Here is a 12559-nt window from a genome sequence, read left to right as displayed (position 1 = left end):
CTATCGTCGTCGAGGAGATGCAATGGCACGCTTGCTCTCAGTGAATGTCGGCTTGCCGCGAGATGTCCCCTGGCAGGGCAAGACGGTTCATACCGGCATCTGGAAGGCGCCGGTTGAAGGCCCGCGCACGGTGCGCCGACTTAACATCGACGGTGACGGACAAGGGGATTTGAACGGCCACGGCGGCGAACGCCGGGCGGTATTTGTCTATCAGATGGATTCCTACCGGTATTGGCAGAGCCAATTGGGACGAAACGATTTCGTCTATGGGCAGTTCGGCGAGAACTTCACCGTCGATGGCCTGTCGGATGCGGAGGTGTGTATTGGAGATCGCTACCGGATCGGCAGCACTTTGTTCGAGGTCACGCAGCCGCGTGTCACCTGCTACCGGCTAGGCATCCGTATGAACCAGCCGGATATGGCCGCGTTGGTGGTCAAGCACGGCAGGCCCGGCTTTTATTTTCGGGTGCTGGAGGAAGGCGAAGTGACGGCCGGCGACGAGATCACGCGGGTCGCGTCCGGGCCCGAACGCATGAGCGTGTCCGAGATTGATGCGCTGCTTTACATGCCGGGCCATCCCCGCGATCGGCTCGAGCGCGCGCTGCGGATCCCGACGCTGAGTGTTGACTGGCGCAGATCGTTCGAGGCGTTGCTCGACCAGGAGCAAACGGGCGGCGTGACGACCGGAAACGCCGGACTCGGTGCCGTGTCGGGCGCGCCTCCGGCGTGGCGTGGATTCCGTCCGCTTCGTGTCTCGCGCAAGGTGCGCGAGAGCGGCAACGTGACGTCGCTGGTGCTGGAGCCTACCGATGGTCAACCTGTCACTGCGGCTCTCCCCGGGCAGTTTGTCGTGCTGCGGCTCGGGCCGCCATCCGCGCCTGCGCTGACGCGGAGCTATTCGCTGTCGGGGGAACCTGGCGCCGCGTCCTATCGCGTGAGCGTCAAGCGGGAAGCCCATGGCGCCGCCAGCGCCTATGTCGACGATGCGCTACAGGTTGGCGACATCGTTCCGGCCAGCGCGGCACGCGGCAGCTTCACATTACGGCCGGGCGAGACGCCGGTTGTTCTGTTGAGTGCCGGGATCGGCGTAACGCCTGTGCTGGCGATGCTTCATGCGCTGGCAGCCGAAGCGTCGACGCGGGAAATCTGGTGGCTATACGGAGCCCGTAACGGCCGCGAACATCCGTTTGCCGAGGAGACGCGCGGACTGCTCAAAGCGCTTGCCCACCAGCACAGCCACATTTGTTACAGTTCGCCCGATGCCGGGGATCGGCCCACGATTGATTTCGACGCTCCCGGACGGCTGAATACCCGCGTGCTTCAGGAACTTGATTTGCCGCGCGACGGTGACTTCTACATCTGCGGACCATCGGCCTTCATGAACGACCTGACGGTCGGCCTTGCAGCGTTGGGCGTCGCGCGAGATCGCATTCACACCGAGATGTTCGGCGCCGGTCCATCCAATACGCCAGGCATCGCGGCTTCACCGAGTCGGCCGCCTCATTTGCCGGCAGGACTTCTACCAGCAGGGCTTCTACCAGCAGGGCTTGCCGGCTCGGGACCGCTGGTTTCGTTCGCCCGCAGCGGGCTCAATGTGCGGTGGGAGCCGACGTTCCAAAATTTGCTCGAGTTGGCCGAGGCCTGCGACGTGCCGGTGCGGTTCGCGTGTCGAACGGGGGTCTGCCACACCTGTGAGAGCGGGCTCGTGGCCGGCAAGGTCGGCTACCACCCGGAGCCGATCGACGCACCAGCCGACGGCATTGCGCTGATCTGCTGCGCGCAACCCGAGGGCGATGTTGTCATTGATCTGTGACGGCGCGAGGCTGGATCACTTACGCACCGGGAGTGGAGGGCACGATATGAGCTCACGTTCTAGTCCGAACGCTGTTTGGCGGCTTTCGCTTTCGCGCCGGTAGCTCCGGCCGCTTTCTTCAACGGCGCTTTCTTCTTCGCATCCGCTTTCTTCTTCAACTTGAGCTGATTGTAATCGATCGCAGCGCGGATGAGACTGGTTAGCGCGCGCGCATTGACCTTGTCGCCCTCGAAAACATCGATCGCCCGCCACACCTTGCCGCCAAAACCGTTGTTGAAGAGTTTTTCGGGATCCGGCAGGCTTGCGCCGTGGGCAAAGGTAAGCTTCACCTTGTCCTTGTGGGCGTTGCCGACCACGATGTTTCCGTGGCGCGACCACACCGGGCTTCCCATCCACTTCCATTCCTCAACGATCTCATTGTCGGCCGCGAGGATCGCCTTGCGGATGCCGGCGAGCGTTTTGCCGCGCCAGTCCGCAAGCCCTGCGATCAGCCGGTCGATATTTTCCGATGCAGACATGTCTGTGTGGGCCTCGCTCTTGGTCATTGCGTTTATCCTTATAGGCCGGCGCGCCGCGTGCCGCGCGATTTGGCAGTATAGGGCAGCACGAACATGTAGAGCCCGCTGAACAACAGCAAGAACAGCGGAGCCAGCGGCGAGTAGGTCACCCAGGGCGGAGGTTCTCCCCATATCCGGGCGACGAAATTGGCGATGACAGTTGCCGTAAAGATGATCGACAGCCAGCGGTGACCCTGCCTAATCCAGATGTTCATGCTCAACCTCCTTGACGATAATCGCGAAGCGGATCGGGTGAATGGCGCCGGGCCGGCGTCAGTCAACGCGCGCCAACACCTGCTCCAGGTTTCCAAGGAATTTCTGCCAGCCGTATTTGGCGCCCTGGTAAGCCTGCCGCTGATCCGGCCGGAAGCCCGACTGCTCCATGCGCAGATGGGTCCCCGTATCGGTCGCGGTGAGCGTCCAGGTCACGACACTCTCGAGGCCCATCGCATCCCATGTGTAGGACAGCGTCTTGTGCGGCTCGATCGCCAGCACCTTGCAGTCAACGGCGCCCCAGTCGCCGCGAAGCTTAAAACGGTGATCCACCACCGGCTGGAAGTCGTTCTTCATCAGCCACTCCTGGATCAGATGTGGCTGGGTCAGCGCGCGCCAGATCTTTTCCGGCGGGTAGGGGATATTGCGTTCGACGATGGCGGACAGCGTTTCGGTCGCAGGCTCGCTCATTGGTCCATCCTTTTGAGGAGATCTTCGAGGTCGTCGAACCGGCTCTGCCAGAACCCCACCATGTGGCTGGTCCAGTCGAGCAGCGGCGCCAGCGCACGGTGTTGCGCGCAATAATGCGTCTGGCGGCCCTCGTGGCGATCACGCACGAGGCCGGCCTGCTTCAGGACTCCGAGATGTTTTGATACCGCCGGTTGCGAGACCCCGGCGTGGGTCGTCAGCGCCCCGACCGTTTGCTCACCTTCGCGGCATAGTCGCTCGAAGATCGCCCGCCGGGTCGGATCGGCGAGCGTTCGAAACAGCACATCGTGAGCATCTGGCATTTTGAATCAATAACCCGCTGGCTATGGGTTATGTATAACCAGCGGGTTATGTGTTCGTCAAGCGATAACGACGCAAAGCGCGGTCGTGCTCAAGCGGCGGCGTAGCGCATGTTCTCGAGGTCGGCGATCAATCCGGGACCGGTCGGGTGCCATCCGAGCCGCGCCTGCGTTTGCGCACTTGAAGCGGGGATATCCATCCCGGCAAATGGCGCAAGCCAGCCAAAATGACCCGCGGCCTGTTCCGGAGACATCGCGACGACAGGCACTTTCAAACCTCTGCCAACGACTTCCGCGATCTCTCGGCCCGCGACGCCCTCTTCAGCGACCGCGTGATACCTGGCGCCAGCCTCGCGCTTTTCCAGCGCCAGCCGGTAGAGGCGAGCGACATCGAGCACATGCGCCGCCGGCCAGCGGTTCGATCCGTCGCCCACATAGGCCGAGACGCCCTTCTCGCGCGCGATCGCTACCGCTGGGGTTATGAGGCCCTGTTTGACCGTGTCGTGAACCTGCGGCAGGCGCACCACCGACACATTGATGCCAGCCTCCAACATCGAAGCTCCAGCCAATTCCGAAGCTTTGCGGGGATGCGGGTTATCGGCATGGAAGGCGTCCTCGGTCGCGGGTTGGCCGTGCACCGTGTTGCCCATTCCGGTTCCGGAAGTGATCACCAAAGGCCGGTCGGATCCGGCAAGTGCTGCGCCGAGCGCCCCGATGGCGCGTTTGTCCTTTTCGCAATTGGCCACGAAGTTCAGGAAGTCGTGGTCGAAGGCGCAATGGATCACGCCGTCCGATTGGGCGGCTCCGCTACGCAGGCTTTCGAGGTCTTCGAGCGTGCCGCGATGCACCTCGGCGCCGGCGGTGGCGAGAGACTGCGCTCCCGCATCCGACCGCGTCAGTCCGAGGACCTGATGGCCGGCGTTGATGAGTTCCGGAACGATGGCCGAACCGATAAAGCCGGTCGCACCGGTGAGGAATATGCGCATGGGAATGTCTCCAGGGTTGCCCGGAGAGCAATATCGGTTACACTTTCATTCTGTTAAAGTAGTGACTTTATCATGGTATAAAGACCAACAGGATGCCCGCCGAAACCGATAATCTGCTGGGAAACTACTTGAAGGATCGCCGCACCCGGCTTGATCCGGCCGCCTTCGGTTTTGCAGCAGGGCGCAGGCGGACGCCGGGGCTGCGCCGGGAGGAGGTTGCCCAGCGCTCCAACATCAGCCCGACCTGGTACACGTGGCTGGAGCAGGGACGGGGCGGGGCTCCCTCGGCGGATGTGTTGAACCGGATCGCCGCGGCGCTGATGCTGACGGACGTTGAGCGCGAACATCTTTTCCTGCTCGGGCTCGGGCGTCCGCCCGAGGTTCGCTACAAGGCCTCGGAAGGGGTCACACCGCGCTTGCAACGCGTGCTCGATGCGCTCGAGGTCAGTCCCGCCATGGTCAAGACGGCCACCTGGGACATTGTCGCATGGAATCGCGCGGCCACGCTGGTGCTGACCGATTACGGCGCGCTGCCGCCGGGCCAACGCAACATTCTTCGCATGATGTTCGGCAACCCCCACGTCCGGGCTGCGCAGCATGATTGGAACAGCGTCGCCCGTTTCGTGGTCGGCGCGTTCAGGGCGGATGCCGCGCGCGCCGGCGCCGTTTCCGAAGTCGGCCAGCTCGTGGACGAGTTGTGCAGGCTAAGCCCTGAATTCGAAGCGCTATGGCGTGAAAATGATGTTGGCGTTCACGGCGAGGGAGTGAAGCAACTGCGGCATCCGGTGCTCGGCCCGATCTCGCTGGAATATTCCGCGTTTGCGGTCGATGGTCGGCCGGATCTCAGCATGGTGGTTTACAATCCGGCCACCAGCGCCGATGCCGATTTGATCCGATCACTGGTGACGCCGCAGCCAGCCGGAGAAGCTTGAGCCATCACGCCCGCGCCTTGCGCGACGGTGAAACCGGATTTTGCTGCTTGCGCAACATTTCGCCCGATTGACGCACGACTTTGGAAATCTGCTGCAGCTGTTTGGCCAGCGGACTGGTTTTGCGCCAGATCATGCCGATGGTTCGCGATGGCTTTGGACTCTTGAAGCGCGTCACCGAGACCGGCGCCGAGCGGGTCTCCACCGCGACCGCCATTTCCGGAATCAAGGTGACGCCGATGCCGGCGCTGACCATCTGGACCAATGTCGACAGCGAGCTGCAATCCAACAGTTCGCGCGGCAGCGCCGAATGCCGGTTGCAGAACGACAGCGCCTGATCGCGAAAACAGTGACCTTCCTCCAGCAGCAGCAATCGCATTTTGGCGAGCGCTTCGACATTGGGCGCGGGCTTTCCCTCGTCCTCGGCCGGCCGCACCAGCACGAAGTCCTCATCGAACAGCGCTACCTCGGCAAACGACGGCTCCGACACGGGCAGCGCCACAATGGCGGTGTCGAGCCGGCCTTCCGCCAGTTCCTGAATGAGCTTCGGTGTCACGGTCTCGCGGATATGAATGTCGAGGCCGGCATGCACGCGGGTCAGGTTGCCGATGATGGTCGGCAGCAGATAGGGGGCGATGGTCGGGATCACGCCGATCCGTAAGCGTCCCATCAGCCGGTCCCGCGAGGCGCGCGCGAGGTCGCCCAGTTCGTCGACCGAACGCTGGATGCCGCGGGCGCGCAGCGCGAATTCCTCGCCGAAACTGGTCAGGCGGACCTGTCGCGCGCCTCTTTCGAACAGCGCGGCGCCCAGTTGTTCCTCCAATTCCTTGATCTGCATCGACAGCGCCGGCTGCGAGATCGCGCAGGCATCCGCCGCGCGGCCAAAATGACCATGTTGGGACAGCGCCTCGAAATAGCGCAGCTGCTTAAGCGTCAGATTTGTCATAACCTCATCTTATCAGCGCAATCAGAAAATCAAACTTAAACTGATAAATTGGCTATGCTAGAACCGTTCTAGCGGAGACGGAACCGCGCCGATGCGACATCGGCGCCTCGCGTCAGGCCCACTGGCTCAGAACAGTTCGAAGAACGGTTTCAAGAACAGTCCAATCAACGTAGCCACAATCGGAGAAAAAAATATGGATGGACATGATGCTGACAACGCCGGCAAGTGCCCGGTCGTGCATGGCGCCCGCAAACCCGCGAACCACGATTGGTGGCCGAACCAGCTCGATCTCGGCATTCTCCACCAGCAGTCGAACCTCTCGGACCCGATGGGCGAGAGTTTTGACTACGCCAAGGAATTCAAGACCCTCGATCTCGATGCGGTGATCAAGGATTTGCATCATGTGATGACGGATTCGCAGGAGTGGTGGCCGGCCGATTTCGGCCATTACGGCCCGCTGTTCATCCGCATGGCATGGCACAGCGCGGGCACCTATCGCATCGGCGATGGTCGCGGTGGCGCCGGCGCCGGTCAGCAGCGTTTCGCGCCGCTCAATAGCTGGCCCGACAACGCCAACCTCGACAAGGCGCGCCGGCTGTTGTGGCCGGTCAAGCAGAAATACGGCAAGAAGATCTCGTGGGCCGATCTGCTCATTCTCGCCGGCAACGTTGCGCTAGAATCGATGGGCTTCAAGACCTTCGGTTTCGCCGGCGGCCGCGCCGACGTGTGGGAGCCCGAGCAGGACGTCAACTGGGGTCCGGAATCCAAATGGCTCGACGACCAGCGCTATACCGGCGACCGCGAACTGCATGGTCATCTCGGCGCGGTGCAGATGGGCTTGATCTACGTCAATCCGGAAGGCCCGAACGGCAAGCCGGATCCGCTCGCCTCGGCCCGCGACATCCGCGAGACCTTCGCGCGCATGGCGATGAACGATGAAGAAACGCTCGCGCTGATCGCCGGCGGACACACCTTCGGCAAGACCCACGGCGCCGGCGATGCGACCTTGGTCGGCCCTGAGCCGGAAGGCGGCGCGATCGAAGCGCAGGGGCTCGGCTGGTCGAGCAAATACGCCACCGGGCTGGCGGGCGATGCCATCACGTCAGGCCTCGAGGTCACCTGGACCACGACGCCGACCAAGTGGAGCAACAACTTCTTCGACAACCTGTTCAACTACGAATGGGAGCTGACCAAGAGCCCGGCGGGTGCCCATCAGTGGACTCCGAAGGGTGGCGGCGGCGCCGGCACGGTGCCTGATGCCCACAACCCGTCGAAGCGTCACGCGCCGGCGATGCTGACTACCGACCTGGCGCTGCGATTCGATCCGGCCTACGAGAAGATCGCGCGCCGCTTCCACAAGAACCCGGATCAGTTCGCCGACGCGTTCGCTCGCGCCTGGTTCAAGCTGACCCACCGCGACATGGGTCCGATCGTGCGCTATCTCGGCCCGCTGGTTCCGAAGGAAGAGCTGCTGTGGCAGGATCCGGTTCCCGCGGTCAACCATGAATTGGTCAGCGAGCAGGACATCGCCAGCCTGAAGGCGAAGCTGCTCGGTGCTGGCCTATCGGTTTCGGAACTGGTCTCGACCGCCTGGGCGTCGGCCTCGACGTTCCGCGGCTCCGACAAGCGCGGTGGCGCCAATGGCGGACGTATTCGTCTCAGCCCGCAGAAGGATTGGGACGTCAACCAGCCGGCCGAACTCGCCAAGGTGCTGTCGAAGCTCGAAGGCATCCAGAAAGAGTTCAACGCGGCGCAGAAGGGCGACAAGAAGGTCTCGCTCGCCGACCTGATCGTGCTTGGCGGCGCTGCCGCGATCGAAAAGGCCGCGAAGGATGGTGGCCATGACGTGAAGGTACCCTTCACGCCGGGCCGCACCGACGCCTCGCAGGAGCAGACCGACGTGCATTCGTTCGCTGCGCTCGAGCCGACCGTCGACGGTTTCCGCAACTACATCCGCGGCAAGCACCCGATGCCGGTCGAGGCGCTTTTGGTCGATCGTGCCCAGTTGCTGACGCTGACCGCGCCGGAAATGACGGTGCTGGTTGGCGGCCTGCGGGTGCTCGGTGCCAACACGGGCAAGTCCAAGCACGGCGTACTCACCGACAAGCCGGGCACGCTGACCAACGACTTCTTCGTCAATTTGCTCAGCATGAACACCGTGTGGGATCCGGCCGCCGGCTCCGATGAGGTGTACGAGGCGCGCGACCGTAAGACCAAGCAGGTCAAGTGGACCGGCACCCGTGCCGACCTGATCTTCGGTTCGCACTCGCAGCTCCGCGCGCTCGCGGAAGTCTATGCGAGCGGCGACGCCAAGGCGAAATTCGTCAAGGATTTCGTCGCGGCCTGGACCAAGGTGACGAACGCGGATCGCTTTGAAGTCGCCTGATCGCGAAGGCAGGATGTTCGAGCGCGGCTGAAAGTCGGCGTTCGAGCCTCCACGTAAACGACAAAAACCCGGGGCGGCGTTTCAGGAATTGAAACGCCGCCCCGATGCTGTTTGGTACCCCGTGTTGCGACGCGCTTTTTCCGTCGCGGGATATTGCGGCGGTCAAAATGCGCCGTATCTTGCGTTGGAGCGCGAGGTGCGGCGATGAAGCGTGGACTGTGGCACAGATGGACGGTCGACAAGCCCGCGGCGTTCGGCGATTGGCTGTGGGATGTGTTTGTCGTGCAGTTTGCAGCCTGGCTGGACCGGCTGACTTTGCGAAAAATCATCGCCTTTATCCCGGTGGTGATCCTCGTGCTTGCTTACATGCACCGGATACCGATCCCGCCGGAACTGGTGCTGGTCGGCGATCTCCTGGCCTATATCGATGTCTTTGCGATGATGTTCCTGCTCGGCATGATCGCACGGGTCGGCGTGGTCGTGTATGTGCTGACGCGGGCCATCGAACTCGCCATCGCGGGCGCAGGCGGTGTTCTGACCAGCCTGCGGAGGCTGGATTTCCGTCATGGTCGCGCCGGCGGCGAAAGTCGCCGCAAGCGTGGTGCCGTGAGACGCAAACAAAGCGACGGCGATGGCGACGATGTCCTGATCGGAGCGGGCGCTCCGATGCCTGCATGATCGCGCTCGCCGGCTTGTTTTACGCGCCCGTGACGCGCCAGATCACGTCGCCGACATCGTCGGCCACCAGAAGCGCGCCATCGGCGCCGAGCGTGACGCCGACCGGTCGTCCATAGGACTCCCGTTCGTCCGGGGCGAGAAAGCCCGACAGGATATCGCGCGCCGGCCCGGCCGGGCGTCCGTCCACGAACGGCACGAACACCACCTTGTAGCCGCTCAGCGTGCTGCGATTCCAGGAGCCGTGCTGGCCGATCACCATGCCGTCCGGAAAGCCGGGAAGGGTCCCGGCCGGCAGCCAGCACAGACCGAGCGAGGCGGTGTGGCCGCCCAGCGCGTAGTCGGGTTTGATCGCCTTGGCGACCAGCGCGGCATCCTGCGGCACCCGGTCGTCCACCGTCTGTCCCCAGTAGCAATAGGGCCAGCCGTAGAAACCGCCTTCGCGCACCGAGGTCATGTAATCCGGCGGCGTCTCGTCACCGATACCGTCGCGCTCGTTGACCACGGTCCACAGCGCGCCGGTGGTCGGCTCCCAGGCGAGGCCGACCGGATTGCGCAGGCCGCCGGCGAAGATGCGGCTGGCGCCGGTGGCGAGATCGAGTTCGTAGACGCAGGCGCGGCCTTCTTCGACCGCCATGCCTTCATCGGCGATATTGGTCAGCGAGCCGACCCCGACATAGAGCTTCGTGCCATCGGGGCTCGGCAACAGGCTCCGCGTCCAGTGCCCGCTTGGCTTGAAGGTGGTCAATCGCTTGCCTGACGCGGTGATGCGGTCGGCGCCATCAGCATAGGGGAAGGCCATCACGCCGTCGGTGTTGCCGACATAGAAGGTGTCGCCCAGCAGCGCCATGCCGAACGGCTGGTTCAGTCCTTCCATGAAAGTCTGGCGCCGCTCCGCGATGCCGTCGCCATCGGTGTCGCGCAGCAGCGTGATGCGGTTGGCGCTGTCGCCGAGCGCGCGGGCCCGTCGCATCGTCGCCTGCATCGCGTAGCTGAACACGCTCCGGACCGGTCCGGCGACCTGGTTCGACTCGGCGATCAGCACGTCGCCATTGGGCAGCACGTTGATCCAGCGCGGATGTTGCAGCCCGGTCGCAAACGCATTGACCTTGAGGCCAGGTGCCGCCACCGGTTTCTGCCCGTCGCTCCATCCTCTTGCCGACGGCATCTTCAGCGTCGGCAGGGCGCCCTGCGGCTTGGCCACTGGAACCGTCGGCGCGTTGCCCCAGGCCGGCGCCGGCGCGTCGCCCTGCAACCGGCGCCAGCGCAGCGCCGCGCCACCGAGCAGCGCGACGAATTGTGCAAAAATACCCGACAGACTCATGTCATTCCCCTTTTGATTGCGCGCACGCTATCCGACGCCGAGATGTGTTGAAACCTCGCCGCCGACATGGCTGCGCTACGGTTTGGGGCTCGCAATTGCTCGCGTCGTCGGACGCTGAGTGCGATGCTTTGGAATCCGGTTCAGCACCCGCTTCTTGTTGTCGTCGCAGGACAGTCCTTCGGGACTGGTCTCGATGGTCTCGATGATCCCAAGCAATTGGGTTTTGCTTTGGGCCAGGCGCTCACGCAAGGCCTCGATATCGGCAACCTTCTTCTTGAGCACGTTCAGCAGTTTGTCTTCCTGCCAGGTGCCCAGTTTCGTCGGCAGCAGACTGCGGATCTCCTGCAGCGAGAATCCCGCCTTCTGGGCGCCGGTGATGATGTCCAGCGTAACGACCGCGTCCGTGGTGTATTCGCGATAGCCATTGGCGTTGCGCTCGACCGCATTGATCAGGCCGCTCGCCTCGTAAAACCGGATACGCGAGGCGGTCAGGCCGCTGCGTTCCGCGAGTTCCCCGATCCTCATGCCGCACCTCGACAAGTGTATTGACCTTCAAGTTAACTTTAAGGGTAGGGTTGACCCAGGATCAAGCCAAATACGCCCGCGAAAAGCGCGCCACGAGAAATTGTTCGATGAACCTGTTTGAGAAACTGACGCTGCCCAACGGTTCGGTGATCGCTAACCGGATCGCCAAGGCCGCGATGGAAGAAAACATGGCCGACGCCGATCAGGCGCCGTCGGAGCATTTGATGCGGCTGTACCAGTCTTGGGCGGATGGCGAAGCGGGCTTGATCCTGACCGGCAACGTGATGGTCGATGGGCGCGCCGTGACCGGGCCAGGCGGCGTCGTGCTCGAAGACGACAGGAATTTGGACAAGTTCAAGCGCTGGGCCGGCATCGGTCGCTCTGGGGGTGCGCAGTTCTGGCTCCAGATCAACCATCCGGGCCGCCAGATGCAGGCCAATCTCGGCCAGGAAACCTGGGCGCCTTCAGCGGTGCCGCTGGATTTAGGCAAGCTGTCCAACCGTTTCGCCGTGCCGCGCATGATGACCGCGGATTTGATCTCGGAAGTGATTGGGCGCTTCGCCACCAGCGCCCGGCTCGGCGAGCAGGCAGGCTTTACCGGCGTGGAGATCCACGCCGCGCACGGCTATCTGGTCAATCAATTTCTCTCACCGCTGACCAATCAGCGAACCGATCAATGGGGCGGCTCGCTGGAGAACAGGGCACGGCTGCTCGTGGAAATCGTCAAGGCGGTTCGCGCGGTGGTTTCTCCGCACTTCGCGGTTGCCGTCAAACTCAATTCAGCGGACTTCCAGCGCGGCGGTTTCACCACCGATGACGCGCGGCAGGTGGTGGAAATGCTGGGCCGGCTGCCAGTCGACCTCGTGGAATTGTCGGGCGGCAGCTATGAGGCGCCGGCCATGCAAGGGCAGGCGCGCGACGGCAGAACGCTGGCCCGCGAGGCCTATTTCCTGGAGTTCGCCCGCGACATCAAGGCGGTGGCAAAGATGCCCGTGATGGTCACCGGCGGCATCCGCCGCCGGCCGGTGGTCGAGCAGGTGCTCGGCACCGGCGTGGACATGGTCGGCATGGCGACCGCGTTGGCCATCGATCCCTTTCTGCCGCGCGATTGGCGTCTCGGCAAAGACACTGCGCCGGAATTGGCGCCGATCACCTGGAAGAACAAGGTCCTGGCCTCTCTCGCCAACATGGCGGTGGTCAAGTTCCAGTTGAATAAACTCAGCAAGGGTCAAACGCCCAACCCCAAGGTGTCGCCGCTGCGCGCATTGACCTTGCAGCAGATTGCGATCGCATTTCGCACCCGCCAGTACCGGCGCTGGGTGGCGCAGCGATCGGCAGTTTAGGGCCGGCCTGCGCCGTCGATCGCGCCGGCGAAGCCGATGCCAGTAGTCTTACGATCTTGGCGCCGGCCGCCGAA

13 protein-coding genes are annotated in these 12559 nt (G+C 63.4%); 5 read left to right on the top strand and 8 right to left on the bottom strand.

What is annotated here, in order from left to right:
- Positions 1–22: 22 nt before the first annotated feature.
- Positions 23–1813, top strand: a complete 1791-nt coding sequence (locus GSQ88_RS03930) for an MOSC and FAD-binding oxidoreductase domain-containing protein (RefSeq protein ID WP_159006075.1) — start codon at positions 23–25, stop codon at positions 1811–1813.
- A gap of 59 nt (positions 1814–1872) precedes the next feature.
- Here GSQ88_RS03930 and GSQ88_RS03925 read toward each other — a convergent pair whose 3' ends face one another.
- The 5 genes from GSQ88_RS03925 to GSQ88_RS03905 all read right to left on the bottom strand — a co-directional run bounded on the left by GSQ88_RS03925 (position 1873) and on the right by GSQ88_RS03905 (position 4357).
- The gene (locus tag GSQ88_RS03925) at positions 1873–2331 is read right to left on the bottom strand and encodes a DUF1801 domain-containing protein (protein ID WP_159006112.1); all 459 of its coding nucleotides are present in this window, start codon (positions 2329–2331) and stop codon (positions 1873–1875) included.
- Positions 2332–2369: 38 nt separating this feature from the next.
- On the bottom strand, positions 2370–2591 hold the full coding sequence (locus GSQ88_RS03920; RefSeq protein ID WP_174247909.1) for a hypothetical protein: 222 nt from the start codon (positions 2589–2591) through the stop codon (positions 2370–2372).
- A 52-nt stretch (positions 2592–2643) separates the two neighbouring features.
- Positions 2644–3054 (bottom strand): SRPBCC family protein, encoded by a 411-nt coding sequence (locus GSQ88_RS03915; RefSeq protein WP_159006073.1) that lies wholly within the window; start codon positions 3052–3054, stop codon positions 2644–2646.
- Complete coding sequence (locus GSQ88_RS03910; RefSeq protein WP_159006072.1) at positions 3051–3374, bottom strand: ArsR/SmtB family transcription factor; 324 nt, start codon at positions 3372–3374, stop codon at positions 3051–3053. The genes GSQ88_RS03915 and GSQ88_RS03910 overlap by 4 nt, the downstream gene beginning before the upstream one ends.
- An 89-nt stretch (positions 3375–3463) precedes the next feature.
- On the bottom strand, positions 3464–4357 hold the full coding sequence (locus tag GSQ88_RS03905; RefSeq protein WP_159006071.1) for an SDR family oxidoreductase: 894 nt from the start codon (positions 4355–4357) through the stop codon (positions 3464–3466).
- A gap of 92 nt (positions 4358–4449) precedes the next feature.
- Between GSQ88_RS03905 and GSQ88_RS03900 the strand changes: the two genes are divergently transcribed.
- Positions 4450–5289: a helix-turn-helix transcriptional regulator gene (locus GSQ88_RS03900; RefSeq protein WP_159006070.1), complete on the top strand. Its 840-nt coding sequence runs from the start codon at positions 4450–4452 to the stop codon at positions 5287–5289.
- Positions 5290–5293: 4 nt separating this feature from the next.
- Here the strand turns inward: GSQ88_RS03900 and GSQ88_RS03895 are convergent, their stop codons facing one another.
- Positions 5294–6232: a hydrogen peroxide-inducible genes activator gene (locus tag GSQ88_RS03895; protein ID WP_159006069.1), complete on the bottom strand. Its 939-nt coding sequence runs from the start codon at positions 6230–6232 to the stop codon at positions 5294–5296.
- 193 nt (positions 6233–6425) lie between these two features.
- Between GSQ88_RS03895 and katG the strand changes: the two genes are divergently transcribed.
- Entirely contained in the window at positions 6426–8618 is a 2193-nt protein-coding gene (gene katG, locus GSQ88_RS03890) for a catalase/peroxidase HPI (protein WP_159006068.1), read from the top strand.
- Positions 8619–8822: 204 nt separating this feature from the next.
- Positions 8823–9296: a hypothetical protein gene (locus GSQ88_RS03885; RefSeq protein WP_159006067.1), complete on the top strand. Its 474-nt coding sequence runs from the start codon at positions 8823–8825 to the stop codon at positions 9294–9296.
- A gap of 19 nt (positions 9297–9315) precedes the next feature.
- Here GSQ88_RS03885 and GSQ88_RS03880 read toward each other — a convergent pair whose 3' ends face one another.
- Together GSQ88_RS03880 and GSQ88_RS03875 are read right to left on the bottom strand one after the other, a co-directional pair.
- Positions 9316–10617 (bottom strand): PQQ-dependent sugar dehydrogenase, encoded by a 1302-nt coding sequence (locus tag GSQ88_RS03880; RefSeq protein ID WP_159006066.1) that lies wholly within the window; start codon positions 10615–10617, stop codon positions 9316–9318.
- Positions 10618–10692: 75 nt separating this feature from the next.
- Positions 10693–11142, bottom strand: a complete 450-nt coding sequence (locus GSQ88_RS03875) for a MerR family transcriptional regulator (RefSeq protein WP_159006065.1) — start codon at positions 11140–11142, stop codon at positions 10693–10695.
- 107 nt (positions 11143–11249) lie between these two features.
- Between GSQ88_RS03875 and GSQ88_RS03870 the strand changes: the two genes are divergently transcribed.
- Positions 11250–12485 (top strand): NADH:flavin oxidoreductase/NADH oxidase family protein, encoded by a 1236-nt coding sequence (locus GSQ88_RS03870; protein ID WP_159006064.1) that lies wholly within the window; start codon positions 11250–11252, stop codon positions 12483–12485.
- Positions 12486–12559 lie beyond the last annotated feature (74 nt).

The organism is Bradyrhizobium sp. S69 (assembly GCF_009766005.1).
GTDB lineage: Bacteria > Pseudomonadota > Alphaproteobacteria > Rhizobiales > Xanthobacteraceae > Bradyrhizobium.
This window is presented reverse-complemented; position numbering and strand designations above follow the sequence as displayed.